22 protein-coding genes are annotated in these 24,045 nt (G+C 68.4%); 12 read left to right on the top strand and 10 right to left on the bottom strand.

Annotated features, from left to right (window positions below; all coding sequences use genetic code 11):
* Positions 1-42: 42 nt before the first annotated feature.
* Positions 43-834, top strand: a complete 792-nt coding sequence (locus ACWHYQ_RS15225) for an ABC transporter permease (RefSeq protein ID WP_447972969.1) — start codon at positions 43-45, stop codon at positions 832-834.
* Between the two features lie 172 nt (positions 835-1,006).
* On the opposite strand, the gene ttcA is transcribed toward ACWHYQ_RS15225, so the two are convergent.
* On the bottom strand, positions 1,007-1,885 hold the full coding sequence (gene ttcA, locus ACWHYQ_RS15220; protein WP_447972968.1) for a tRNA 2-thiocytidine(32) synthetase TtcA: 879 nt from the start codon (positions 1,883-1,885) through the stop codon (positions 1,007-1,009).
* On the bottom strand, positions 1,882-3,339 hold the full coding sequence (locus tag ACWHYQ_RS15215) for an Rqc2 family fibronectin-binding protein (protein ID WP_447972967.1): 1,458 nt from the start codon (positions 3,337-3,339) through the stop codon (positions 1,882-1,884). Before ACWHYQ_RS15215 ends, ttcA begins: the two co-directional genes overlap by 4 nt.
* Positions 3,340-3,655: 316 nt before the next feature.
* Here ACWHYQ_RS15215 and ACWHYQ_RS15210 point away from each other — a divergent pair, with 316 nt between their 5' ends.
* The 3 genes from ACWHYQ_RS15210 to ACWHYQ_RS15200 all read left to right on the top strand — a co-directional run bounded on the left by ACWHYQ_RS15210 (position 3,656) and on the right by ACWHYQ_RS15200 (position 7,136).
* Entirely contained in the window at positions 3,656-3,886 is a 231-nt protein-coding gene (locus ACWHYQ_RS15210; RefSeq protein WP_447972966.1) for a hypothetical protein, read from the top strand.
* 316 nt (positions 3,887-4,202) lie between these two features.
* Complete coding sequence (locus ACWHYQ_RS15205) at positions 4,203-4,637, top strand: hypothetical protein (RefSeq protein ID WP_447972965.1); 435 nt, start codon at positions 4,203-4,205, stop codon at positions 4,635-4,637.
* Positions 4,638-4,724: 87 nt separating this feature from the next.
* Complete coding sequence (locus ACWHYQ_RS15200; RefSeq protein ID WP_447972964.1) at positions 4,725-7,136, top strand: endonuclease MutS2; 2,412 nt, start codon at positions 4,725-4,727, stop codon at positions 7,134-7,136.
* Positions 7,137-7,148: 12 nt separating this feature from the next.
* Here the strand turns inward: ACWHYQ_RS15200 and ACWHYQ_RS15195 are convergent, their stop codons facing one another.
* A complete protein-coding gene (locus ACWHYQ_RS15195) occupies positions 7,149-7,823 on the bottom strand; it encodes a S16 family serine protease (RefSeq protein ID WP_447972963.1) in 675 nt (224 codons plus the stop codon).
* A 372-nt stretch (positions 7,824-8,195) separates the two neighbouring features.
* Between ACWHYQ_RS15195 and ACWHYQ_RS15190 the strand changes: the two genes are divergently transcribed.
* The 6 genes from ACWHYQ_RS15190 to ACWHYQ_RS15165 all read left to right on the top strand — a co-directional run bounded on the left by ACWHYQ_RS15190 (position 8,196) and on the right by ACWHYQ_RS15165 (position 13,136).
* The gene (locus ACWHYQ_RS15190; RefSeq protein WP_447972962.1) at positions 8,196-9,152 is read left to right on the top strand and encodes a hypothetical protein; all 957 of its coding nucleotides are present in this window, start codon (positions 8,196-8,198) and stop codon (positions 9,150-9,152) included.
* A gap of 102 nt (positions 9,153-9,254) precedes the next feature.
* Positions 9,255-9,596, top strand: coding sequence for a hypothetical protein (locus tag ACWHYQ_RS15185; RefSeq protein ID WP_447972961.1), 342 nt, complete (start codon positions 9,255-9,257; stop codon positions 9,594-9,596).
* Between the two features lie 58 nt (positions 9,597-9,654).
* Entirely contained in the window at positions 9,655-10,032 is a 378-nt protein-coding gene (locus tag ACWHYQ_RS15180; protein WP_447972960.1) for a hypothetical protein, read from the top strand.
* A 98-nt stretch (positions 10,033-10,130) separates the two neighbouring features.
* Positions 10,131-10,643 carry a hypothetical protein gene (locus tag ACWHYQ_RS15175; RefSeq protein WP_447972959.1) on the top strand — a complete coding sequence of 171 codons (513 nt, stop codon included), beginning with the start codon at positions 10,131-10,133 and terminating at the stop codon, positions 10,641-10,643.
* Positions 10,644-10,716: 73 nt separating this feature from the next.
* The gene (locus tag ACWHYQ_RS15170) at positions 10,717-11,538 is read left to right on the top strand and encodes a Tll0287-like domain-containing protein (protein WP_447972958.1); all 822 of its coding nucleotides are present in this window, start codon (positions 10,717-10,719) and stop codon (positions 11,536-11,538) included.
* Positions 11,539-11,543: 5 nt separating this feature from the next.
* Entirely contained in the window at positions 11,544-13,136 is a 1,593-nt protein-coding gene (locus tag ACWHYQ_RS15165; protein WP_447972957.1) for an SUMF1/EgtB/PvdO family nonheme iron enzyme, read from the top strand.
* Between the two features lie 13 nt (positions 13,137-13,149).
* Here the strand turns inward: ACWHYQ_RS15165 and ACWHYQ_RS15160 are convergent, their stop codons facing one another.
* The 6 genes from ACWHYQ_RS15160 to ACWHYQ_RS15135 all read right to left on the bottom strand — a co-directional run bounded on the left by ACWHYQ_RS15160 (position 13,150) and on the right by ACWHYQ_RS15135 (position 21,257).
* Positions 13,150-14,481: a response regulator gene (locus ACWHYQ_RS15160; RefSeq protein ID WP_447972956.1), complete on the bottom strand. Its 1,332-nt coding sequence runs from the start codon at positions 14,479-14,481 to the stop codon at positions 13,150-13,152.
* Positions 14,482-14,505: 24 nt separating this feature from the next.
* Entirely contained in the window at positions 14,506-15,783 is a 1,278-nt protein-coding gene (clpX, locus tag ACWHYQ_RS15155; RefSeq protein ID WP_447972955.1) for an ATP-dependent Clp protease ATP-binding subunit ClpX, read from the bottom strand.
* Positions 15,784-15,838: 55 nt separating this feature from the next.
* Complete coding sequence (locus tag ACWHYQ_RS15150) at positions 15,839-17,932, bottom strand: ATP-binding protein (protein ID WP_447972954.1); 2,094 nt, start codon at positions 17,930-17,932, stop codon at positions 15,839-15,841.
* A 77-nt stretch (positions 17,933-18,009) separates the two neighbouring features.
* Positions 18,010-19,383: a sigma-54-dependent transcriptional regulator gene (locus tag ACWHYQ_RS15145; RefSeq protein ID WP_447972953.1), complete on the bottom strand. Its 1,374-nt coding sequence runs from the start codon at positions 19,381-19,383 to the stop codon at positions 18,010-18,012.
* Between the two features lie 114 nt (positions 19,384-19,497).
* Complete coding sequence (gene queG / locus ACWHYQ_RS15140) at positions 19,498-20,505, bottom strand: tRNA epoxyqueuosine(34) reductase QueG (RefSeq protein WP_447972952.1); 1,008 nt, start codon at positions 20,503-20,505, stop codon at positions 19,498-19,500.
* Positions 20,506-20,519: 14 nt separating this feature from the next.
* Positions 20,520-21,257, bottom strand: coding sequence for an FAD-binding oxidoreductase (locus ACWHYQ_RS15135; protein WP_447972951.1), 738 nt, complete (start codon positions 21,255-21,257; stop codon positions 20,520-20,522).
* Between the two features lie 130 nt (positions 21,258-21,387).
* On the opposite strand from ACWHYQ_RS15135, the gene ACWHYQ_RS15130 reads away from it, so the two are divergent.
* A complete protein-coding gene (locus ACWHYQ_RS15130) occupies positions 21,388-21,540 on the top strand; it encodes a hypothetical protein (protein ID WP_447972950.1) in 153 nt (50 codons plus the stop codon).
* A gap of 177 nt (positions 21,541-21,717) precedes the next feature.
* Here the strand turns inward: ACWHYQ_RS15130 and ACWHYQ_RS15125 are convergent, their stop codons facing one another.
* A complete protein-coding gene (locus tag ACWHYQ_RS15125; RefSeq protein WP_447972949.1) occupies positions 21,718-22,107 on the bottom strand; it encodes a hypothetical protein in 390 nt (129 codons plus the stop codon).
* A 205-nt stretch (positions 22,108-22,312) separates the two neighbouring features.
* On the opposite strand from ACWHYQ_RS15125, the gene polX reads away from it, so the two are divergent.
* The gene (gene polX, locus ACWHYQ_RS15120) at positions 22,313-24,016 is read left to right on the top strand and encodes a DNA polymerase/3'-5' exonuclease PolX (protein ID WP_447972948.1); all 1,704 of its coding nucleotides are present in this window, start codon (positions 22,313-22,315) and stop codon (positions 24,014-24,016) included.
* Positions 24,017-24,045 lie beyond the last annotated feature (29 nt).

Genomic DNA, 24,045 nt, shown 5'->3' with positions numbered 1-24,045 from the left:
CCGTCCTCGCCCCTTGCCCGTGCCTCTGGCCCAGGGTCTCTTATGAAGCTCCACCGCATCGTCGCGCTCATCACCCGCCACGTCTATCTCTACCGGCGGAGCCTCGCCCGCCTGATGGAGATCTTCTACTGGCCCTTCCTCGACCTGGTGGTGTGGGGCTTCATCACGGTCTACCTGATGCGGTTTCAGGGTACGCTGCCCGGCGTCGTGACGTTCTTCCTCGGCGCGCTGATCCTCTGGGACGTGCTGTTCCGGGCGCAGCAGGGCATCACGATCTCGTTCCTCGAAGAGATCTGGGCGCGGAACCTCATGAGCCTGTTCGCGAGCCCGCTCAAGCCCAGCGAGTTCCTCGCCGCGACGATGGTCATGAGCGTGCTGAAGGTCACGATGGTCTCGATCGTCATGGTGCTGGCGGCCTTCCTCTTCTATTCCTACAACGTGTTCATGATCGGCGCGGCCCTGATCCCCTTCGTGCTGAACCTGATCATCACCGGCTGGACGATCGGCGTGTTCACAACCTCGCTGATCATGCGGTTCGGCCAGGAGGCGGAGGTGCTCGCCTGGGGGATGGTTTTCCTGTTCCAGCCGATCTCTTGCGTGTTCTACCCCATGGAAGTCCTGCCCGGGTGGCTCCAGGGGCTTGCCTGGGCCAACCCGGCCGCGCATATCTTCGAGGGCATGCGGGCGGTGCTGACGAGCGGGGGCCTGCCGCTCCAGCACCTGGCCTGGGCGACCGGCCTGAACCTGCTCTACCTGACCGCCATCGTCGCCTGGTTCCACTATATGTTCAACGTCTGCAAGGAGAAGGGGCTGCTGGTGCGGGTGGGGGAGTAGGCCTCGGCTGGGTGAAGGGGCTCAGCCGTTTCGCTCAAGGCCAGCGCCTCGTCGGCCTTCCGTAAGCCTCGCCCGTGCTTGGCTGCGGAACTCGCTGCGTTCTGCGCATCACGCGAACGCAGCCTCGGACAGTCCTCGCCATCCGCCTGCGGCGGCCCGCGCCGACTCGGCGTCAGCCCTCGTCGCTCTCGCCGTTTCCGGCCCGGACGTCCGCACGTGTCTCGCCCGTCGTCTCGAGCGAGGCGAAATCGAAGAGCCGGCGATCCAGGAGATGGGCCGGTGCCACGTTCGCGAGCGCCGCGAAGATGCGCTCCGGGCAACCGGGGAACCGCTGGTCCAGCTCGCGAAGCAACGCCTTGACTGCCTTCCGCTGGAGATTCTCCTGCGAGCCGCAGAGGTTGCAGGGGATGATCGGGAAGGCCCGCAACTCCGCATATCGCGCCAGGTCCGCCTCGGGCACGTAGGCCAAGGGCCGGATCACCAGATGACGGCCATCCTTGGAGCGCAGCTTCGGCGGCATGGCCTTGAGCTTCCCGCCGTAGAAGAGATTCAGGAACAGGGTCTCCAGAATGTCGTCCCGGTGGTGGCCGAGCGCAATCTTGGTCGCGCCCAACTCGGAGGCGAGCCGGTAGAGGTGTCCGCGCCGGAGCCGGGAGCAGAGGGAACAGGTGGTCTCGCCTTCGGGGATCAACCGCTTGACGACCGAATAGGTGTCCCGCTCCTCGATGTGGAAGGGCACCCCCAGGCGGGTGAGATAGTCGGGCAGGACGTGGGCGGGATACCCCGGCTGCTTTTGGTCGAGATTGACCGCGACGAGGTCGAAGCGGACCGGCGCCCGGCGGCGCAGGACGAGCAGGATGTCCAGCAATCCGTAGCTGTCCTTCCCGCCCGAGAGGCAGACCATGACCGTATCGCCGTCTTCGATCATCCGGTAGTCGGCGATAGCCTGGCCGACCAGCCGGCAGAGGCGCGTCTGGAGCCTGTCGGCCTCTTCGGTCAGCGGCGTGGCCTTACGGCGGACGGCTGTCTCGCTGCTGCGTGTTTCGTTCATGAGGGGGGCCTCCGTGCCTTCAGGCGCTCGAGGCGGGCGCGGTCCAGCTCGACGAAGAGGGTCTTGTCCTGGGTGACGGCGACGGTGCCGGGTGGCTGGCCCTTGAGCTTCTTGACCCACTTCCGTCGCGTATAGATCACCTCGCCGTTCCCGCTCTTCTTCAGGTCACTGTACAACAGGGCGAGCGTGGCCGCCTCCCGGAGCGTTTCGGGCGGCGGCTCGGCGCCCTTGGCCAGCCGGACGACCACGTGGGAGCCGGGGCCGCCGCGGGCGTGGAGCCACAGGTCGTCGCTGTGGGCGAACCGGAAGGTGAGTTCCTCGTTCTCGCGGGCGCTCCGGCCGACGTAGATGGGAAGCCCGTCGGCGGAGGTGAACCGGCGGAAGGGGCCCGATCGGGCGGGACGATGGGTCAAGGGTGAAGGGTCGAGGGTGAGGGGTCGGGCACGCCCTTCTCGCTGGGACGCCGGGCGTGGCACAGGCGGGATCCAGTCTCCCTGTTGGATCGCGGTCAGCTCCGCGCGGAGCCGCTCGAGCTCCTGCTCCGCCGCCAGCAGCCGGGGACGGATCTCCCGCTCGGCCGAGATGTGCTTGCGGTGCTTCCTGAAGTACTCTTCCATGTTGGCCTGGGGTCCCTTGGCGGGATCCAGGGGGATGACAAGTTCGGGCAACGAGGGGTCGAAGTAATCCACGACCGTCACCGCGTCCTGGCCCCGTTCGATGCGTCCCAGGTTGGCCTTCAGGAGCTCGCCGTAGCGCTCGTAGTCCCGGTACCGCGCCGCCTTCTCCAGGTCGGCCTGAAGCGCTTCGACGCGGCGCGCCGCTTTTTTGATCGCCTTCCGAAGCTCGACCAGCCTCGCTTGCCGGAGCCGCTCGCCCGCCAGGGCGTCCTCCCGCTCCCGCTCGCGGCGCTCAATCAGCCGCGAGATTGGAAACGGCCTGTTGTCCTCCAGCACGGGTACCGGCGCCGGCGGTGTGTCGCTCTCCGTATGGGGCCGGCCTGTCGGCGGGTGCCAGGTCGTCCCCGTCTTCGCTTGCCCCTCGACGAGCGAGGCCAGGACGCGGTCGCTGGCGTCGAGGAGCAGCACGTCCGCGCTCCGGCCGGTCAGCGCCGCCACCAGCGAGCAAGCTCCCTTACGGGCCCGCATCCGCAGGCGGACGACCCGGTCCGCGCCGATCGGCTCGATTCCTTCGATCCGTGCGCCCTTAAGATGGGCCCGGAGACGCTGGCAGAAGGGCGGCAGAATGGGAGGATTGGCGTCGCGCTCCGAGGCGAGGTGGATTCGCGCGGTGTCGGGATCGGCCGACAGCAATAAGGTCACCGTCTTGCCCGCCGCCCGGATATCCAGCGCGACCGTCTTGGGCGCTGGCTGGCGGATCTTTTGGATCCAGCCACCGGTGAGGACCGGGGCGACTTCGCGCAGCACTGCCTCAAGCTCGGTCATCGAGAGCGCCATAGGCTTCCTCTGGTCGCGACAGGTCGGCGCTCAGTCTGCCGTGCCTCGCGGCGGAAAGCAAGCTGTGCCGGCGCGCTCCGCGGCTCCAGCCCCAGGCGTCAGACCGGTGACGGCCCCGCGTCAGTCGCCTGGCTCCACCCTTTGCAGCCCTCGAAAGATTGCAACAGGTTGCAGGCGCGGCGCTGGCATCGCCATTGCTTTTCCGAGTGAGACCATCAAGGCAGGAACGGACTCTGCCGAAAAGGGGGTAGAGGACCCAGCGAATCGAACCGGGACCGGAGGAGATTCGCTGGTCGCGAGCGCAGGAGGGCCGACGATGCACTGTCACCGGTGTCAGGGGCTCATGGTGGTGGACCACTTTATTGACATGGAGGATGACAGCGGGCACCTGTGGCTGCGCGGCTGGCGCTGCGTGGCCTGCGGTGCGATCTCCGAGCCGCTGATCAACCGGCACCGGCTGGCGCAGACCTCCGGCTTCCGGCGCCTGGCTGGACTCCGGTCGAAGAAACGTGCGGCAACCTACGAAATCGTCCGCCTGACCGCCTGAACCCGCCGCGGTCACGGCTGCTCGTTCTCCCCCCTGCCAGGCTCGGGCCTGCACGGCCTGATCCGTTGTCCCTCGCTCCACCGAACCCGGACCCTTCGCCCCTTCGGGGGACGGATTGCCTTCTCTCGCCAACGCCGCTTGGCCTACCGGTCCAGCCAGTGGGCAACATTTACACGGTTCAGGCGGCCGACCAGCTCGCCGACAAGATTAAGTGAGGCCAGGGTTGGTGCGTGGAATGAAGGTGTCTATCCGGCGCGCGTCATGGGGAACGCGCCGGTCCAGGCAGGCAAGGGATGGAGGTGCACCATGAGGCGCAATGCGGCGTGGAAGGGGGGGGAAAGCAGTCGTCCTGTGCCTGGGACTCGCGATTCTGCCGGGTGCGATGGCGCTGGCCTGCGGGACCGGGCCGGACCGGCAGGCCTTTGACTGGAGCCTGGCGGAAGATGCCGAGCCACTGGCCAACGGCCTGATGCTGGTGGCCTACAGCGGCGACGACGGCGCCACGGTCGGGCACGTCGCCTATCACCGGGTGATGCGGGTCCTGCCCGGCGTGGCTCCGGATCTGCCCGCCGAAGAGGCGGCGCGCTTCGTCCTGCTCGTCACCGAGGGGGACCTGGGGCCGTTGACCTACGTGGTGTTCCGGGAGCCGCTCTCGTGTGGCACCGATCTGGACGCCCAGGGGCTGCCCAGGCGTGTCTGGGGCGATCCCAACGAGGATGGGGTGAACGGGAACGAGCGCCGGGGTCTGTAGGCGCCTCGGCCCCTCTTGGCGGCCGTCCGGTGAACCCGATATGATGGCGGCGGCACCGCCGTCACCACGGCGTCACCGGAACGGACGATGGAGTCGAAGTCCCTCCTCCAGAAGGCGCTGAGCGTCCTCGAATGGCCGCGGGTGCTGGAGACGCTCGCGGGGCAGGCGCGATCGGTCATGGGCGCCGGGCGGTGCCGCGCCTTGCCGCTCGCGAACGACCTTCCGACGGCGGAGACCAGGGCCCGTGAGACCGCCGAAATGCTCGCGCTGCAGGGCAGCAACGAGCCCTTCCCTTCCCTCTCGTTTCCGGACCTCCGGGAGCCGCTCAGTCGGGTCGGCAAGGGCGCTGTGCTAGAGCTGCACGAGCTGCGGGACGTGTCGCTCGTGCTGGGGCTGGCCTTCGATGTGCTGCGGTACCTGGGCCGGCACCGCGAACAGGCGCCCGCGCTCTGGGCCGTGGCGGAGCCGCTCGAGGGGCTCCACGCAGCCTATCCGGTCAAGTTGGCCATTGACCGGGCGGTGGATCCAGATGGGCACCTGCGGGAGTCCGCGACGCCGGAGCTGCGACGGCTCACCCACCACGCACAAGCGCTCAAGCAGACGATGCGGCATCGGCTGGAGGCAATCCTCTCGTCCCGCCGGTACGCCGAAACCCTCCAGGAACGGTATTTCGCGCAGCGCGAGGGCCGGTACGTCATCCCGGTCAAGGTCGAGATGCGCGACAAGGTGCCCGGGATCGTGCACGACGTGTCCGCCAGCGGCGCGACGGTCTTCGTAGAGCCGCGGGAGCTGGTCGCGCTGAACAACGCGATCAAGGTCGCCGATCTGGAGGTGGAGCGGGAGGTCCGGAGAATTCTGCAGGAGCTGTCGGCGCTGGTCAGGGCGCACGCGCCCGCGCTCCTGGTCGGGCTGGAGGGGCTCGCCGCCCTGGACTGTATCGGGGCGAAGGCGGCCTTCAGCCAGATGGTCTGTGGCCGGGCGGTGTCGCTCAACGATCGCGGCCGGATCGCGCTGCGCCAGGCGCGGCACCCGCTGCTCCTGCTCGCCCGCGGGCAGGTGGTCCCGAATGACATCGTGCTCGACGAGTCGGTGCGGGTGCTCGTGATCTCCGGCCCGAACACAGGCGGGAAGACGGTCACGCTGAAGCTCATCGGGCTGATCGCCCTCATGGTCCGCGCCGGGCTCCACCCCCCCTGTGCGGAGGGGTCCGACATGGCGGTCTTTCCCGAGATTTACGCCGATATCGGGGACGCCCAGGATCTCACCAAGGATCTGTCCAGCTTTTCGGCGCACATGACCCAGATGATCCAGTTGCTGCGTCAGGCCTCGCAGGAGGGCAGTCGCCGAGAGGAGGCGCATGCCCTCGTCCTGCTCGACGAGCCGGTGACCTCTACCGATCCGGTTGAAGGCGCGGCCTTGGCCGAGGCCCTCCTGGTCCGCCTGGCCGAGTTGGGCCTCAAGGTGATCGTCACGACGCACTACAACGGCCTCAAGGCCCTCGCCCAGACGACCCCCGGCTTTTTGAACGCCAGCGTCGAGTTTGACGTGAGTCGGCTCGCCCCCACGTACCGGCTCATCATGGGCCTGCCGGGCGGCTCCTCCGCGATCGAGATTGCTGGCCGCTTGGGGCTGGACGAGGCGCTGCTGGAACGGGCCGCCGCGCTGCTGCGGCGCGAGGATGTGATGCTGGAGCAGATGCTCGGCGAGCTGCAGGAGAAGCAGCGCCGCCTGGACCAGGACCTCGCGCGCGCCGTGGCGCTCAGGGCCGAGGCCGAGCAGGCGGCGCGCCAGGCGGCGGAGATCGCCGAGCGCCTGCAGCGGTCCGAGCGGGAGGAGCGGAAGCAGGCGAGGCGGAAGCTGACCGAGGAGTTGCTCAAGGCCCGGGCGGAGGTGCAGGCGGTCCTCGACGGCCTCAAGCGGGAGCGGACGCTCGTCAAGGCCAGGGAAGCGAAGGCGCGGCTAGGCGCGATTGAGGAGCGTGCGCGGACCGGGCTGGCCCCGGGGCGGGAAACCGTGCCGCTGGACACGCTCCGGGCCGGCGATGCGGTCGAGGTTGCGGGCCTCGGCGTGACGGGCACCCTGTTGGAGGCGCCGCAAGGGAAGAAGCGGGTCCGCGTCCGGGTGGGCGACGTCGAGATGTCCGTGACGGCCTCCTCGCTGATCGGCTTGCGCGACGGCCAGGTGGTGACGCCGGAGCGGCCCGAGGCGGCTCCGGGCGAGTCTGTCTCGCTGGTGAGAGTCCGGGGGCGGGAAGCTGCGCCCACCGTGCTGGATCTGCGCGGGAAGACGGCTGAGGAGGCCTTGGACGCCACGCTCGCGGCGCTGGACAAGGCCGCCATGGACGGGGCCCCGTTGCTGCGGCTCATCCACGGGCACGGCACGGGCCGGTTAAAGGGTGTGCTGCGGGACTACCTGAAGACGTCTCCCTACGTCGCCACGTTCCGGCCGGGAGAGCGGGCGGAGGGCGGTGACGGGGTGACAATCGTGGAGCTTCAATAGAACGCGGCGCGACTATTCTCTGGCCGGCCGGTCGGTCAGGGCCTCATAGGCCTGGCCTACCGATCCGACGGGGGAGACCTGCATCAAGAAGGGCGTCCGCCAGTCGCTGTCGCCGACGTCCTGTTCGTCCGGCACGAGCACCCGCTGCAGGTGTGCGGCGTTCGCCGCTTCGACCTTGAGCGGCACCGATCCGACCGGTCCGATGTGACCATCCGGCGTCACGGTCCCGGTCAGGACGCGATCGGGGACGATGGCCGCGCCCTTGGCCATCGCCACGACGCTCACCGCGACCATTGCCGAAAGGCTCTCGCCGTAGATCGTCAGCCCCCGGTAGGGGACCGATAGGACGACGGTCCAGGAGTCGGGGGACAACCCCATCGCCCGTGCGCTGCGATAGATGGCCTGCTCCACGGCGGTCTGCGCCATCCGGGAAAAGCGTCCTGGGCCCTTCTTGAACTGCACGGTCAGGCCTGCATGGTCCTGCCGCTCCTCGAAGGAGAGGAGCAGGTACGCTACCGTGCCGGTCGGCCGGTCCGACAGCGTCACCCCAAGCACGGGGATCACCTGTTCCCGATAGGTGGCGGCACGGGCTCCGGACACGGAGACGCTTCCGAGGGCCGCAGCCACAATGCCGACCAGGACGACTCGCCGCATCACCGGGGTGAGCCTGTTCAGAGGCCATCCCATCTCGCCACCTCGACTCGGTTCATGATCCTGCTCCTACGCGAGGCTCATTTGCCCTCGTCCGGCTCCAGCCTGCTTCTCTCTCCTACCCAAAGAGATCGGCAAGTCATGAACCGCCCTTGATCCGTGTGCAGCCTCGTCGTAAGAGCAACACCCTCCGAAACCGGATGGCGTTCCTGGTGGTGGTTTTGGCGCGTCCGGTGGTTGTTCTCAGCCACCCGATCGGGCGGAGTGTCGAGGACTCACGGGATATCGGAGGGTTCGACGCGCCCTCGATGGCATCAGGCTTGCGACATAGAAATAAAGAAGGAGCAGGGCGCGACGGGGTCCGTACGATCCCGGCAGGCGGCGGAACCCAACGGAAGGAGGGACCCAATGAAGCGATATCTGGAACCAGTAGACGTGATGGTGGCCATCGGGTTGTTGGCGACGGTATGCAGCGGGGCCTTGCTGTTTCTGTCCACCGAGGGCGCGCTCCAGGCGGCGATCCCGGAGCCCGCGCCGGTCGTGCAGACCACCAACCTGATGGATGCGATGGAGTGGGTGCAACCCGCGCTCGGCCAGGCGATCGTGGACGATTATCTGCTCGAATGGCACGTCAACCGGAGCGCGGCCGCCGCCGTCACCGACCTGAATCGGGCCACCCTGGCGGATCACCGGCTGCACAATCCCCCGTTCGGGTACCTGGATCGGGTGCGGGCGGTTGCCAGCCAGATCGAGATGGATCATGCCGCCCTGGTCCAGTTCGTCATGGGACGCACCATCGTGAGCTTCACGACGCGGGGCGTCCGGTCCGGCCTCGTGTCCGGGGATCGTCTGGGGGGAGCGTATAACCGTCGGGCCATCGCGATCGCGGAAGGGATCGGGGACCGGATGGATGCCCGCTTCTACGCGGACTGGCAGCACCGGCTCGGGCAATTGATCGTGTCCGCCAGCTTGAGCCAGATGCGGCTCACGGAGCAGAGTCAGCAGCGGATCGGCCAGGCGATCGTCCAGCTCTCGACGATCCAGGATCGGTATCTGGCAGCCAAGGAGGCGCTGCAGGAGCAACTGGCGTCGGTGGCTCTGGCCTCGATCCATACGGAACAGATCGCCGACCGGTTCGAGCGATTGGCCGCCGCCGACCTCCGACCAGCCCAAGCCGCGGCGCTGGTGTCGGAGCCGAAATCCTGGCCGGAGGTACCGGGCGAGTATCTCTTCGCCGCTTGTGCGGCCCTGGTCGGCATCTTCTTTGCGGGGCTGTTCATGCCGGGGTTCCGGCCGGAGGCCGAGGAGGTGGTCCCCGGGCGCCGCGTCGAAACCGCCGAGACGGTCTACCGGAAGACCGCGTGACCGGGCAGATCATGGGAGACAGACGCTGCCGCGGGGAGGCAGCACATCGCCAAGCTGTGAGCGCCTAGCCATGTTCCATGCGCTGACTGGGAGGTGGGAGAGATGACCAGAGCGACGCTGCTCAAGATTGTCGTCGGGAGTCTGCTTGCCCTGTCGTTGATTGTGATCCCCGTGGTGCTGGCCACCTCGGCCCTGGCGTCCGAGCAACCGACGGGGGCGGGGCCCTCCTCGCAGACGGAGGTTCAGAAGGACACGAAGGCTCAGCCACCGGGTGGCCAGCCCAAGGAGGCTGACTCGCGGGAATTGACCAAGGAGAGCGAACGGCCGCTGAGCGTCCCGGAGGGCGAGGAGTCCTCGCACTTCATCAGCGGGGGGGAAACCCTTACTCCCGAGATGCTCGAAGAGCTCCGGTTCCAAGACGAGATCTCGTCCCGTTCGTTCTGACCCGGGAACGGGACAGCACCGACCGTCTAGGGGCATAGCCTAGGAGAGGGAGGCGGCCATGCGGGAATCACTGCGCACAACACTGCCCGTCCTGCTCGTTGCGGCCTTTGTTCTCGGCCTCGTGACGCTGGGGGTCGCGGGGGCGCAAGCGAGTTGGATTGATGAGATCGTCACCTCGATGAACTTCTACAAGGCCAACTATCCCACCTCCAATTGGGAGCCCTATCACCAGAAGCTGAATGTCGTGCGGGAGGCGCTGGGAAAGGGTGATCAGAAGACCGTCAAGCTGGAGATGGGGCGGTTCTTCCGGATGCTCCAGACCAGGGCGCACGGCGTGAACGACGTCGCCGCGGACGAGCTGTACAACTTCGCGCTGATGGTCACGCCAATCCAGGAATACGGCATCGCGGTGCCAACCCCAGCCCCGGGCCCGTAGACCTGCTGCTCGAGGCGAGGGCTCACCCTGTTCCACCTGCCGGTCCGCCCGTTCCAGTTCCCCGGAGCGAGCGGACCGGGCATTACCAAGAGGTCACCATGCATCGGATCCTTCCCTTCAGTCTGGGACTGCCCGCTGTGTTGGTTCTCTGCTTGACCGCTCCAGTCGGGGCCGACCAGGCGGACACGGCCGGCGCCGGTGTTCATCGGACGGTCAACGGGGTGGTGTCGAAAATCGTGTCGGGAGTCGTGTTCGTGCGTACGCCCGTCGGGCTCCGCCCGCGGACGATTAGCCCCAGCAAAGCGGATCGGCTCGGCCTCCACGAAGCGAAGGCGGGGGACGAGGTGGTCTTGTGGGTTGACGAGGGCAACGTACTCCTGGACGCACACCCCCGCCGAGTGCCGCCCGCCGGCCATCGGCTCATGGCCGGCACGTTGGACTACGCGGATCCGTACTGGCAGGAGATCCGCCTGTCCACGCCGGAGGGAGGCGAGCGGTTGAGCGTGGATCCGCTGGCGGGAAGCAAGCTCTCGATGTTCTCGATCAAGGCGCCGGTCGTCGTCGAGCTCGACGAGGACAACGTGGTCATTGACATTCACCGGAGTCGCTGAGGGTTCCACCGGGCTTCCTGTCTTGACTTCGTGCCCGGGCGAGCCTACCATCGGGGCGGCGGGCTGGTCCCCTATGTGCGGCGTCGCCGCCCGGCGCGGCCTTACCATCCTTTGTATCGGCGGCTGGCTGGTCCTCCCGGTGCTGCTGGCCGGTGAGGGGCGTGGTCCTGTGCCGGCTGCCGTCCCTGCCAATTCTCCGGGGCCGAGTCCTCCCCTGCAGTTCCAGACCGTGCTGGAGACGGAGCAGTCTGCGCGGCTGCTCGCGATGCTGCTCTATGCCGGGCGCTACGTGATCACCGAGAACCAGGATCTGTTCGACAACCCGGCCCTTGCGGAGAAGGGGTTTACGCCGGACGTGTTCGAGCGGCAACTGGCGGAAATGTTCCGGGTCCGGTCGGGGATTGACCTCCGCGACCTTGACGCCAGCCGTCTCCCCGAAGGGGCTAAGCGGCTGCTCCGGCTGCTGGTCGCGGTCAGTCGGCAGGTGGTCGCGGAGGCGCAGCCGGAGATCAATCGGAGCGGGGTGGGCTACAAGGGGTTCATTCCAGCCGTGTTCGGAGCGAGGGTTGCCCACAAGTTCGCGGAGCTGACCGGAGTCAAGTTAAAGCAAACCGCACTTGCTCCCCGCAATCCCGCCAACGCCCCCGACGCGTTCGAGCGAGCGGCGCTCGAGGAGTTCGCCGATCCCGCCCATCCCAAGGAGGGAATCATCAGCGAGGTGACAGTCGGCGGCCGGGCGCTTCGGCTGATGTTCCCCCTGTACGCGACCAGGCGCTGCCTGGACTGTCACGGGGAGCCGAAGGGCGCGCCCGACCGGACCGGCCATCCGCGGGAGGGGCTGCGCTTAGGCCAGAGCGCGGGGGCTATCAGCGTGGAGATTCCGGTCGGGCCATGATACGGATGGGATGGCTGAGCGCGCTGGCGTTCCTCACGGTGGTCGGGTCCCTCGGTGCTGCGGAGGGGCCCGGGGCCTTGCCCGAGCGGCCGGCCGGCAGCGGCGTGATCGTGCATCCCGACGGGTACGTGCTGACGGCTCACCATGTCCTGGCCCACGCGCGCCGGGTTGTGGTGGTGACCCAAGGCGAGTTCCGCGCGCCGGCGGTGGTCGTGAGCGCGGATCCGGACCAGGACCTCGCCCTGTTGAAGATCGAGACGGTTGGGCTGTCCGAGGCGCCGGTGGGGTACGCGAACGCCGTCACGCTCGACCAGGAGGTTGCGGTTCTGGGCTTCTCCTTCGGCTTGCGCGAGGTCTCGGTCGTCCGCGGCCGCATTGCCGCGATCCGGTCGAAGGGGGTCAAACGCGTGTTTCAGGTTGACGCCGCGGTGAACCCGGGCAACAGCGGCGGGCCGGTGTTCAATAAGCGCGGGGAAGTGATCGGGATCGTCACGACGAAGTTCACCCATCCCTCCGGGATCGCTCCAGAAGGCATGGCCTTTGCGGTCCCGATCAGCTACGCAACGCCGTTGCTGGCGAACATCCCGGACTTTGATTTCACACGCATCGGGAAGGGACGCGGCACCGCAAGGGCCGACGCGGAGGACACGATCCGCGACATGGCCCGGACGACGGTCCGCATCGAGATCGCCCGCGCGCCGGAGCCGAGCGCTGCCCAGCCGGGGGCCGAGGCGAGGCCGCCCAAGGTGGAGGCTCGGCCGAACCCCGCGCGGCGCCCGTCCCCTAAGGTGGGCCCCGAGCTGGAGCCGGGAGGCGGCGACCACGCCGCGGACGTGGTCAAGGTGAACGAGCAGCTCCTGGAGGCGCAGCAGCAGGAGCTGCGCAGGTTTGCGGAGCAGGGCATCCAGCCGCCGGAGGGGATGGTGTTGATCCCGGCAGGCGAGTTTCTGATGGGAGCGGAGGACGGGCTTCCGGACGCCCGGCCGGCGCACACGGTCTCGCTCAGCTCCTACTGGATTGATAAGTACGAGGTGACCAACGCGCAGTATCGCCGATGCGTCGAGGCCGGCGTCTGCGCTCCGCCGAAGGACCGGGCCGCTTACGATGATCCCCGGCAGGCCTCACACCCGGTGACCAACGTCACCTGGCTGCAGGCGCGCGAGTATTGCCACTGGCGCGGGGCGCGCCTCCCGACGGAGGCTGAATGGGAGAAGGCGGCCCGCGGGACCGACGGGCGCCGCTACCCCTGGGGGAACAGCGAGCAAGCGATTCCCCGCCCGGCGCGGAACGGCGACGCCCGGCTGAACAGCCACGGCATCGAGCCGGTCGGGAGCCATGCCGGGACCCTGTCGCCCTACGGAGTGCAGGACCTGGCCGGCAATGTGTGGGAGTGGGTCAAGGACTGGTACGCCGAGGATTACTACGCCGTCAGCCCGTCGCGGGACCCGCAAGGTCCGCTGCGCGGCTCCTTCCGCGTGATGCGCGGGGGGGATTGGACCAGGAGCTCCTTGGAGCTCCGTGTCACCTATCGGGCCTGGGATGAGATGACCTACTGGGGGCCGACGCTGGGATTCCGCTGCGCCGACGATGCGCCTTGAGGCCAGCCGGGCCTCACCCGGCGGCCAGGTACGGCTGGAGCATGCGATCCAGCGCGGACAGGCGGGTTACCGGGTCGTCGAGGGAGCCGAACGAGCAGTCCTCGGCGCGCAGGCCGGGTAGATCCGGGTGCGCGGAGCCTACCGGCAGTAGAGCGTGCACAGGGAGGCCGGGCGCGAGCGTTTGCCGGGCGCGCAAAAAGGCCTCGAGGTGCCCCAGCGCGGCCCGGTCTTGGGGCTCTACCAGCAACAACGCGGCCTGCGCCTGGGGGAGGTACTGCTCCCAGACCGGCCAGAACCGCTTCTCACCCCGCACCGCCACCAAGTGGACGACCGTGCCGGGCGCGACGAGGACGCGCCCGAAGTCGGTGCGATGATCGTCGGTCGGCTCCTCCGTCCCGACCGCCGCCCAGCGTGACCCGGACAGGTCCTTGACCACCCCGTGGATCAGCTCGCTGCTTCCCGTCCCCGTCACCCCGACGACCAGGATCCGCACGATCTGCAGCGGCGCGGGCACCGCCCGCTCGCGCCGGCACCGCTCGGCGACCGCTTCAAGGCAGGCGAGCACACGGCCCGGGAGTGAGGCGGGCTGGTTCGCCGGGGGCGGCCCGGTCCGTCCCCCGTCGCTCCGCCCGTCCCGCTCGTGGCGCTCCAACGCCAGCAGGTCCTGCACCAGGAGGTTGGCCATGCTGGCGGTGATAGGCATCCGCTCGGGCACTGCGTCGGGAATGAACAGGAACCGCCCAGTCTTCCACCCGAGCAGGATAAAGAGCGGCTCCGCCCGCTTGGGCGACTGAATGTTCGCCTCCACGATGAGCCCGTCCTTAAAATAGAGCGTCCCGGTCCGTTCGCCGTGGCTGAGGATCAGCGCCCCGGTCTTCTGCTCCAGCTCCAGCGTCTGGATCAGGTCCAGCAGGTCCACGTCATCGAGGCGCCCGCTCTGGCCGATCTCGTCGAGCGGGATCCGGCGGGCCTGCTCGACCCGGTCCATGACGGTCTCGACGCTCTGCAGCAGGCGCTCCAACGGGCAGGGCTTGGTAACGTAGTCGTCCGAGCCGAGCTTCCGGGCGCGGATGCGATCGGTGTCCTGGTCGCGGGCGGTCAGAAAGATGAAGGGGATCGTCCGGGACTGCGGATCCTGCCGGAGGCGGCTGCACAGCTCGTAGCCGTCCATGCCGGGCATCGCGATGTCCGCGATGATCAGGTCGGGCCGGGCGGCGGCCACGTGGCGGAGCGCCTCGTCTCCGCTCTGGGCGGTCGTGACCTCGTAGCCGCGCCCCTGCAGGTAGAGGGACAGGATCCGCAGCCACTTGGCGTCGTCGTCCACCGCGAGGATTTTGGACGCCATAGTCGTGAGGGTTCGTCCCACGGCTTACGTCACGATCTGGGGCTGCCCCACGCCGTGAATCACGTCGTCCGTGATGACCACGGACTTCACGTTCTTGAGCGCCGGGACCTCGTACATGAGGTCCAGCATGACGTCTTCGAGGATCGTCCGGAGCGCCCGGGCGCCGGTCTTCATCGCCGCCGCGCGGTGCGCGATCGCTTTGACGGCCGCCGGCGTGAACTCCAGGTGCACGTTCTCCAACTCGAACAGGGCCTGGTACTGCTTGAGGATCGCGTTCTTGGGCTCCACCAGGATCCGGACGAGGGCGGCTTCGTCGAGGTCGGACAACGTCGTGATCACCGGAAGCCGGCCGATGAATTCGGGGATCAAGCCGAACTTGAGCAGGTCCTCCGGCTGGACGCGCTCCAGCAGCCCGCCCGGCCCGACGGCTTCACGTGACGTCGGGCCCGCGCCGAAGCCCATCCGTCGCTGCGTGGTGCGCTGCGCGATGATCTGCTCGAGTCCCACGAATGCGCCGCCGCAGATGAACAGGATGTTGGTCGTGTCCACCCGGATGTATTCCTGCTCCGGGTGCTTCCGGCCGCCCTTGGGCGGCACGTTGCAGATCGTCCCTTCGATCAGCTTGAGCAGGGCCTGCTGGACACCCTCGCCCGAGACGTCACGGGTGATCGAGGCGCTCTCGGATTTGCGACTGATCTTGTCAATCTCGTCAATGTAGATGATGCCGGTCTCCGTCCGCTTGACGTCGAAGTCGCAGTTCTGGAGCAGCTTGAGGACGACGTTCTCCACGTCTTCGCCGACATACCCCGCCTCGGTCAGCGTGGTTGCGTCGGCGATGGCGAAGGGCACGTGGAGGATCCGCGCGAGGGTCTGGGAGAGCAGCGTCTTCCCGGTCCCGGTCGAGCCGATCATCAGGATGTTCCCCTTCTGCAGCTCGACGTCCTTCGGGCGGGTGCGGTTGAGCACCCGCTTGTAATGGTTGTGCACGGCAACCGCGAGGACCTTCTTGGCTCGGTCCTGCCCGACGACGTACTGATCCAGGATCGCCTTGATCTCGGTGGGCTTGGGCAGGTGCAGGACCTGGGCGGCTGCCGGTTCCGAGCCGCCGGCCCGCTCCGACAGAAACGTGTTGCAGAGCTGGATGCACTCGTTGCAGATCAGCAGGGTGGCTCCCGCCTGGCAACTGCGGCAGTGGTAGGAGGCCGGGCTCTCGACGAGGCTTTTGACGAGGCTCTCCCGCTTGCCGCAAAAGGAGCAGTAGCGCTCCTGCTTGTCTCGGTTGTGACGCGACTCCCAGAACACCCCCAGCTCCTCCTTTGCCCGGTTCCCCCCTGCTCCCGAATCTGGGGGCCCCATCTTAAGCGGGCGGGGCAGGTCCTGACAAGCGGTCAGCGGGGGCGGGGCCCGGGATTGAGACGGGCTCAGCCCCGGGTCCGACGGCCAACGGGGCCTGCCGTCCCGGCGGCTCCGTCGTGACCTGGTCGCGTGAGCCGCCTCCCGGCCGGTCGGCCGCAGGAAACCGGAGCACGAACCGGCTGCCGGCGCCTTCCTGGCTCTGCACGTCGATGCTGCCCCCGTTGTCCTCGACGAGCCGCTTCACGTTGGTGAGCCCGAGCCCCGTCCCGTACTCCTTCGTCGTGAAAAACGGCTCGTAGATGCGCGCGAGATGAGCGGCCGGGATGCCGCAGCCCGTGTCGGCCACCTCAATGGCCACCTGGCCGTCCGCGTCGGCGCGTGTGACGACGGCGAGATGTCCGCCCTCGGGCATGGCCTCACGGGCGTTGATCAAGAGGTTAACCAGGGCTTCCTTGACCTGGTCCGGATCCACCGAGATCTCGGGGAGAGGCTCGGCGAACCTGGTCTCGACCGCGATCCGTTCGTGGCCGCCTTGGGCTTTCCACTGCCGGAGCGCCGCCAGGGCGAGGGCGTCCGCGCGGACGCGCTTGGGCTCCGGAGGCTTCTGGCGGGCGTACCGCAGGAAGTCATTGATCCGATGCGTGAGCCGGTCCACCTCGTCAATGATGTACCGGGCGACCTCCTGCTTGACCGCGTCCGACTGGTGCTCCTCGATGACGAGCTGGGCCGAGCTGCGGATCACCCCGAGCGGATTGCGCAGGTCGTGGGCGAGGGCGGCCAGCAACTGGCCGACCGAGGCGAGCTTCTCCCGTCGGATCAGCTCCTCCTGCTGGGTTCTGACCGTGCGCAGGCTGTCTTCCAGCGCGTTCCGCATCGCCTGGAACGTGCGGGCGAGGTCCTCGATCTCGTCTCCCGTGCGGATCTCCGGCGCGGGCGGCGGCTCCGTCCGGGACACGAACGGTGCGTCGGGCAGCGCGGCGACGTCCCGCTGGAGCGCCTCCGCCTCGCGCCGGAGCGCGAGGATCGGACTGACGATCCGTCGCCCGACGACGAAGCCGAGGGAGGCGAGCACGACGACCAATCCGAACCCGATCAGCCCGACGACGACGAGCATCGAGTTGATCGGCGCGTAGGTCTCTTCGGGCTGCTGCCGGACGAACGCAAACCACCGGGTCCCGCCCAGGCTGGCCGGACTGAGGCGGTGGGCAAATCGCACGGGGGCTGCCCCGACGATCGAGTTGTGTCCGCCATGGGCGTCGTCCTCGGCGACCAGCCAGAGCGGCTCGTCGCGCGCGAGCTGGTCGAGCAGGGTTTCCGGGATCAGGTGGGCGGTCGGTGGCAGGACCGGGCAGATGAGCGGCGTGCCCTCGGTATCGAGCAGCATGCCGTGGCCGGTCTCGCCGACTCGGATCGGCAGGATGGTGTGCAGGAGCACGTCCCGCCGAACGACCACGGCGACCACGCCGATCGGCGGGCCGCCGCCTTCGCCGGGGATCGGGACCGCGACATCGAAGACGTACTCGTTAAGCCGGGGGTCGAGCCGCAGCGAGCTGACGTAGGCGGTGTCCAGAGGAGCGGCGATGGCTTCCTGCCACCACTCCTGATCGGCGTTGAGGTAGGGGGCGTGGGAGTCGGTCGTCGAGACCAGCGCGCCGCGGCTGTCGGCAATGGCGACCCGCACGTAATAGCCGGTCTCGCGGGCCCACTCGCGGAGGTAGGCGTTCGTCTCCGCCGAGCCGGGCGGGAACGGGGCGCCATCCGCGAGTGCCTGCTGGTAAGCGGCGGCCTTGGTCGCCAGCACCATGCGGACTTCCAACTCGCTCTTGCCCGCGTACCGGCGGTTGGCCGCGTCCACGCGCTGCCGCACGAGCATCGGCACGCGGGCCAGCCGAATGGCTCGGTCTATCTCCTGATCTACGGCCGAGGCGATCCGGATGGCCGTAGAGCGCGCGATCTCCTGGAACCCGCTGCCGATGGAGTGCTTCAGGCTGCTGATGCCGTAGAGGTACGTGGAGGTGAGAGCGCCGACCCCGGGGACGATGCCGACGATCAGGAGGGCGATGAAGAACTTCTTCTGGAGGCCGCCGGCGCGCATACAAGCTCGTAGCGAGCAGCACAGAGCGAGCAGCCCGGAGCAGGAGGTCGCCTCCACGAGCTCTTCGCTCTCAGCCCTCAGCTATGGGCAGAAAGGTTGTACTTCGCCATCCGGTACCGGAGCGTGTTCCGCGTGAGCTTCAATAACCGGCTCGCCTTCGAGATGTTGCCGCCCGCCTTCTGCAGCGCCTCCTGGAGCAGCACCTTCTCCAGCTCTTCGGCCGAGAGTCCGAACGCGAGCAGGGACGGCCGCTCCGTCTGCTCCGGTCCGGCGGGCGCGCGCAGGTACGCAGGCAGGTGCTCCGGCCTGATCTCGTCCGCCTTACAGGTAATCGTGAGCCATTCTGCGACGTTGTGCAACTCCCGCACGTTGCCCGGCCAGTGGTGGTGCTGGAGCAGCGCCAAGGCCTCGGGCGCCACCCGGCGGACGCGCGTGCCGCGCTCGCGGCTGGCCGTCTCGAGGAACGCGTCCAGCAGGGGCGGGATGTCCTCGGGCCGCTCCCGGAGGGGCGGCAGGTGCAGCGGGCAGACGTTCAGTCGGTAGTAGAGGTCCTCGCGGAACCGCCCCTTCCGGATCAGCTCGGAGAGATCCTGGTTCGTCGCGCAGATGACCCGGATATTCACCGTGGTCGCCCGCAGGCTGCCCAGCGGCTCGATCCGGTGGTCCTCGAGAACCCGCAGCAACTTGGCCTGCGCGGCCGGGCTCATCTCGCCGATCTCGTCGAGGAACAGCGTGCCCCGGTCGGCGAGCTGGAAGCGACCTTGCTTGGCTCGCTTCGCATCCGTGAACGCGCCGGCCTCGTGGCCGAACAGCTCGGACTCAAGCAGCGGCTCCGGGATGCCGGCGCAGTTCACGGCCACGAGCGGGCCCCGCGCTCGTGCGCTCGCAAAGTGGATGGCGCGGGCCAGCAGCTCCTTGCCGGTGCCGCTCTCGCCCGTGATCAGCACGGTCGCGTCGGTGCGGGCGATGTCCTGCGCGAGCCGCAGCACCTCCTGCATGTGGGGCGAACGGCTCACGATCCGGTCGAAGGCGAAGCGCTCGTGCAGACCGGCGCGCAGGGCCTGATTGTCCTGCGCCAGCCGGCGGTGCTGGAGCGCGCGGGCGATGACGATCTTCATCTCCTCGTTGTCCACCGGCTTGCAGATGTAGTCGTAGGCGCCCTTGCGCATGGCCTCGACCGCGGATTTCACCGTGCCGTAGCCGGTAATGATCAGGACGGGCACGTCGGGCAGCGTGCGCTTGGCCGCTTCGAGCACGTCGAGCCCCGAGACCGCGCCGAGCTGCAGGTCGGTGACGATCAGATCCAGGGCCGGCGTGTCCTGGAGCAGCTTGAGGGCGTCCTCGCCGGACTTGGCGAGGATGAGATCATAGCCTTCCGGCCGGAGCACCAGCTCCAGGAGGCGTCGCATCCGCTCTTCGTCTTCGATGACCAGCAGGGAGGCAGGGACCATAGGTCTCACCCACGACAGTGATCGGCTGGCGGGGGCCCCGCGCAGGGCTCGCCACCCACTATAGAGGAGGGCTGGGTTCCGCGCAAGGGTGCGGCCCGGCCGCGGGCGCCGGAGTCAGCCAACGGCGCGCCGGACGAGGTTCTCGATGGCGAGCCCGACGTTGCGCAAGAACCCGGCATGCTTGGCCCGCCGGATCGGGCTCCGGCGGAAGGCGGCGGCGAACTCGCCCGGCGACATCCGGGCCAGGGCCGCGAGGTCCGGGGCTTGCGTCATCGGCTTGGGCGCGAACGTGGCCTCCGAGGTCCGGACCTCGTTGACGTTGTAGGGGCAGACATCGAGGCAATCGTCGCAGCCGAAGATCCGATTGCCGATCCCGCGGGCGAGGTCAGCCGGGATCAGGTCGGCCGGCCCGCGGAACTCGATCGTGAGGTACGAGATGCACCGGCTGGCGTCCACCACGTAGGGCTCGACGATGGCGCCCGTGGGGCAGGCCTTGAGACAGAGCGTGCAGGAACCGCAGAGATCGGTGCCGGGCTCGTCGGGCTCCAGCTCGAGCGTGGTTAGGATCTCGCCGAGCAGCAGCCAGGATCCGAAGCGCGCCGAGACGAGGTTCGAATGCTTCCCGATCCACCCGAGGCCCGCCTGCTGGGCCCAGGCCTTCTCCATGACCGGCCCGGTGTCCACGTAGCGGCGCGTCCGGACGCCGGGGGCGAGGGCCCGAATCCGCGCCTCCAGCCGCTCCAGCCGCTTGCCGAGCACCGCGTGATAGTCCGCGCCCCAGGCGTAGCGGGCGATGCGGCCGCGGCCGGGCCGCTCGTCGGGTCGGTCGCCCGTGTAGTAGTTCAGTCCGACCGAGATCACGGACCGGCAGCCGGGCAGGACTAGGCGCGGATCGGCGCGCCGCTGCGGATCGCGGGCCAGCCAAGCCATCGCGCCGTGGTAGCCGCGCGCCAGCCAGTCGAGGAGGCGCCCGTGAAGGAGCTGAACGAGCGGCGCTGGGCGACCGCCCGAGGCCGCTGGCGGGACGGTCGCCTCCACCCGGCTGATTCCGACCGCGTCGAACCCGAGGGCGTGCGCCTCGCGCTTGATGGCGTCGGACAAGCCCCGCAAGTCCTCACCCATCAGAGGTCCCCTCATCAGTCCTGCGGCTCCCCACTTGGGTCATCATAGTACTTTTCCCGGTAAATGGGGCAGAGCCCACGCCGGTTCAGCAGGGCGGTCACGTCTTTGATCATCCCGCTGTTGCCGCACAGGTACACGGCGAGGTTCGCGACTGAGGCAACGCGCGACTCGATCAAGTGCGTGACGCGTCCGGTCGGCCCGGTCCAGCCGGAGGTAGGGCGGGACAACGTAGTGACATAGTGGAAGTTCGGGTGGTCCCGAGCCAGCTTTTCCAGCTCCTCCTGGTAGTAGAGGTCCCGCTCGCTGCGTAGGCCCCAGTACAGGGTTGCGCGCTGGGAGAATCCCCGCTCGAAGAGATCGGAGAGCATTGAGCGGATCGGCGCAATGCCAGTGCCGGTGGCGACGAACAGGTGGTCGCGCGAGAAATCCTCCCGCAGATAGAAGGCGCCGGTCACGCCCTTGAACCGGACTTCGTCCCCGGGGCGCAGGCTGAACAGGTAGGTGGAGCCCGGTCCGCCGGGCACGAGGTTCAGGACCAGGGTGACCGCCTGCCGCTGGCTCGGCGGGGAGGCGATGGAGTAGGGCCGCGTCACCGGCCGCGAGGCGCCAGGCGGCCACACGTCGAACGAAATGAACTGCCCGGCCTTAAACGTGATCGTCGCGGGCTCGATCAGCCGGAGGTCAATCTCCCGGACGTCGTGCGTCAGGTCGCGGTACTGGACGACCTGAGCGGTGTAGAGCTGCAGGGCCATGACGAGATTTTGCCATAGATGCCACCCCGCCGTCGCCCGGCCGCGAGACGGGTCTGTGCCATCTTGACACGAGTGGGGCAATGATTAACAATCACGCAGGCTTTGGCGCGGAAAGGGGGTGAGAGCACCGATGTTGTGGACCGAGGCAGCCAACATTAACTGGATGGAGTCGCTCACCTGGATCTTCGTCGTGATGGCGGTGTTTGCTGCGATCGTCGGGCTGTGGCGTCGGATGACCGGCGCCTCGTCTGAAATAGACAAGCCGACCCAAAAGGCGGCTTAGCCGCACCAGCCCCGCTTGCCCTCGCTGCACTGATCCTGGGGTACTGGTTCCGCTTCGGGGCGTGCCCACCGGGGGTGGCCGCCCCCGAAGCCTTTCGTTCCCGTCCGTGCCCTCCGCGAAGGCTCCAGGGTCCTCCCTGGAGTCGCCGTTCACAAGGCCGAGCCGGCATTGCTGCGGTTACCGAGTCTGTGGCGTATAAGGGGCCGCGGTCGCCGAGCAGTCGAACATCACGCTGAAGCGGGCGGAGCACTGCGGGGACCGGCACCGGCTGCAGGTGCCGGTGATCGTCGTCTTCCAGTCCGTCTTCTTCTCGTCGAATCGGCAGATGAAGTTCCCGCCTTTGGAGATGTTGGTCCACGGCGTGGTGGTGCCCGGAAAGCGGGCGACCGCGCAACCCGAGGGGATCGGCACCTGGCAGCTCTGCTGCGCCTCGCCCTTCGCCATGCCGAAGTTGCAGTTGGTCTCGGTGGTTGCGGTCGCCCCCCCGGGGCCAGCCGCAAGGCCGCCCGCGGCGAAGCCCCACAGGATGCCCAGGCCGCACAGCCAGCCGATTGCCCGTCTGCTCATCAGGGTTTTCCCATAGGTTGCGGATCACGCGTTCGCGCAGGCATCTCCGCACCATCCTAGCATACCTGGCCAGCTTGCGGCCAACCCCTCGGGGGCGTAGAATCGAGCGCACAGCGCCAGGCCAGGGTGCGCGGCAAGAGACTCGTGGAGAGAGAGGCGAAGCCGTCCCTCGCCGGTCGCCTCTCGCCACGAGCCCCGCTGAACCATGGACAAACGCGACATCGCGCGGATCTTCGAGGAAATCGGCCTGCTGCTCGAGATCAAGGGCGAAAGCCCGTTCAAGAGCCGGGCCTATTACACCGCGGCGCGTACGATCGAGACCCTGTCCGACGACCTCGCTGAGCTCGTCGCGTCGGGCCGGGTCCGCGAGCTGAAGGGCATCGGCCCGGCGATCGGGGAGAAGCTTGCGGAGCTGGTCGGGACCGGCCGGCTGACCTATTACGAGAAGCTGAAGGAAGGAGTGCCTGCAGGCCTGCTCGAGCTGACGGCCATCCCGGGCTTGGGGCCCAAGAAGGTGGCGGCGATCTGGCAACAGCTCGGCATCACGACGGTGGGTGAACTGGAATATGCCTGCAACGAGAACCGGCTTGTCTCGCTGCCGGGCTTCGGCCAGAAGACCCAGGAGAAGATCCGGGAGGGGCTCAGCCAGTTCCAGCGGCGCCGGGGCTGGCATCTCTATGCCAACGTCGTGCAGGAGGCGGAGGCGATCCTCCAGGCGGTCCGCCTTGCGCCGGGCGTGCGCCGGGCCGAGCTAGTCGGGGCGCTGCGCCGCCGCATGGAGGTCGTGCGCACGATCGACCTGCTGGCGGCGGCGGACCGGCCGGACCTCGTGCGCGACGGGCTCCGGCAGGTAGAGGGGCTGGCGGAGCCCACGGTCACGGGCAGCCGGATTGTGGCGAAGTCGGCCCTGGGGCTGCCGGTCGAGGTGGAGGTGGTCGCCGACCTCACCGGGACGGCGCTCCTCGCGGCCACCGGGAGCGAGGCACACCTGACTCAGCTTGCGGAGCGGGCGGCCCGGCGCGGGGTGCCGTGGGAGCCCCCGAGGCTGCCGGCGGTCGAGACGGAGGAAGCCCTCTACGCCCTGCTCGGGTTGCCGTTCATCCCCCCCGAGCTGCGGGAGGGGCTTGGCGAGATCGAGGCGGCGGGGGCCGGACTGCTCGGGCCGCTGGTCGAGCCGGGCCAGATCCAGGGCGTCTTTCATACGCACACGACCGACAGCGACGGCTCGGCGAGTTTGGCGGAGATGGTCGAGGCGGCTCGGGCGTTGGGCTACCGGTACATCGGGATTTCGGACCATAGCCAGTCGGCCTTCTATGCCAATGGGCTCAAGGAAGATCGGATCCGCGCCCAGCACGCCGCCATCGAGGCGCTCCGGCAGCGCGTCCGCGACATCGTGATCTTGAAAGGCATCGAGGCGGATATCCTGCCGGACGGCTCGATGGACTATCCCGATGAGGTGTTGGCCCGTTTTGACTTCGTCATCGGGTCTGTCCACAGCCGGTTCAACCTGTCGGAGGAGGAGCAGACGGCGCGGGTCCTGCGCGCGCTCGCACATCCCTTGGTGACGATGCTGGGCCATCCGACGGGACGGCTCCTGCTCTCGCGGGAGGGCTACCGGATTGACATGCACCGGGTGCTGGACGCGGCGCGGGCGCACGGCAAGGTGGTCGAGATCAACGCCAACCCGCACCGGCTGGACCTGGACTGGCGCCTCTGCCGCTACGCCAAAACGCAGGGGGTCAAGGTCAGCATCAACCCAGACGCGCACGCGACGGAGGGACTCCGGGACGTGCCCTTCGGGGTCCATGTCGCCCGCAAGGGCGGGCTGGCCGCCTCGGATGTGATCAACACGCTCGGGCCCGCGGAGATTCTTCCGGCGCTCGGCGGTGGGCGTTCGCGGCGCCAGTGAGCCGCGGCGAGCTGCGCGCCGGGTGGCGA

It is taken from the genome of Nitrospira sp. Kam-Ns4a (assembly GCF_965152595.1).
This window is presented reverse-complemented; position numbering and strand designations above follow the sequence as displayed.

Excerpts from the sequence above, each read along its gene's own strand:
- ACWHYQ_RS15225 (WP_447972969.1), top strand. The coding sequence starts at position 43 with ATGAAGCTCCACCGCATCGTCGCGCTCATCACCCGCCACGTCTATCTC.
- ttcA (WP_447972968.1), bottom strand. The coding sequence starts at position 1,885 with ATGAACGAAACACGCAGCAGCGAGACAGCCGTCCGCCGTAAGGCCACG.
- ACWHYQ_RS15215 (WP_447972967.1), bottom strand. The coding sequence starts at position 3,339 with ATGGCGCTCTCGATGACCGAGCTTGAGGCAGTGCTGCGCGAAGTCGCC.
- ACWHYQ_RS15210 (WP_447972966.1), top strand. The coding sequence starts at position 3,656 with ATGCACTGTCACCGGTGTCAGGGGCTCATGGTGGTGGACCACTTTATT.
- ACWHYQ_RS15205 (WP_447972965.1), top strand. The coding sequence starts at position 4,203 with ATGCGGCGTGGAAGGGGGGGGAAAGCAGTCGTCCTGTGCCTGGGACTC.
- ACWHYQ_RS15200 (WP_447972964.1), top strand. The coding sequence starts at position 4,725 with ATGGAGTCGAAGTCCCTCCTCCAGAAGGCGCTGAGCGTCCTCGAATGG.
- ACWHYQ_RS15195 (WP_447972963.1), bottom strand. The coding sequence starts at position 7,823 with ATGGGATGGCCTCTGAACAGGCTCACCCCGGTGATGCGGCGAGTCGTC.
- ACWHYQ_RS15190 (WP_447972962.1), top strand. The coding sequence starts at position 8,196 with ATGAAGCGATATCTGGAACCAGTAGACGTGATGGTGGCCATCGGGTTG.
- ACWHYQ_RS15185 (WP_447972961.1), top strand. The coding sequence starts at position 9,255 with ATGACCAGAGCGACGCTGCTCAAGATTGTCGTCGGGAGTCTGCTTGCC.
- ACWHYQ_RS15180 (WP_447972960.1), top strand. The coding sequence starts at position 9,655 with ATGCGGGAATCACTGCGCACAACACTGCCCGTCCTGCTCGTTGCGGCC.
- ACWHYQ_RS15175 (WP_447972959.1), top strand. The coding sequence starts at position 10,131 with ATGCATCGGATCCTTCCCTTCAGTCTGGGACTGCCCGCTGTGTTGGTT.
- ACWHYQ_RS15170 (WP_447972958.1), top strand. The coding sequence starts at position 10,717 with ATGTGCGGCGTCGCCGCCCGGCGCGGCCTTACCATCCTTTGTATCGGC.
- ACWHYQ_RS15165 (WP_447972957.1), top strand. The coding sequence starts at position 11,544 with ATGGGATGGCTGAGCGCGCTGGCGTTCCTCACGGTGGTCGGGTCCCTC.
- ACWHYQ_RS15160 (WP_447972956.1), bottom strand. The coding sequence starts at position 14,481 with ATGGCGTCCAAAATCCTCGCGGTGGACGACGACGCCAAGTGGCTGCGG.
- ACWHYQ_RS15150 (WP_447972954.1), bottom strand. The coding sequence starts at position 17,932 with ATGCGCGCCGGCGGCCTCCAGAAGAAGTTCTTCATCGCCCTCCTGATC.
- ACWHYQ_RS15145 (WP_447972953.1), bottom strand. The coding sequence starts at position 19,383 with ATGGTCCCTGCCTCCCTGCTGGTCATCGAAGACGAAGAGCGGATGCGA.
- queG (WP_447972952.1), bottom strand. The coding sequence starts at position 20,505 with ATGGGTGAGGACTTGCGGGGCTTGTCCGACGCCATCAAGCGCGAGGCG.
- ACWHYQ_RS15135 (WP_447972951.1), bottom strand. The coding sequence starts at position 21,257 with ATGGCCCTGCAGCTCTACACCGCTCAGGTCGTCCAGTACCGCGACCTG.
- ACWHYQ_RS15130 (WP_447972950.1), top strand. The coding sequence starts at position 21,388 with ATGTTGTGGACCGAGGCAGCCAACATTAACTGGATGGAGTCGCTCACC.
- ACWHYQ_RS15125 (WP_447972949.1), bottom strand. The coding sequence starts at position 22,107 with ATGAGCAGACGGGCAATCGGCTGGCTGTGCGGCCTGGGCATCCTGTGG.
- polX (WP_447972948.1), top strand. The coding sequence starts at position 22,313 with ATGGACAAACGCGACATCGCGCGGATCTTCGAGGAAATCGGCCTGCTG.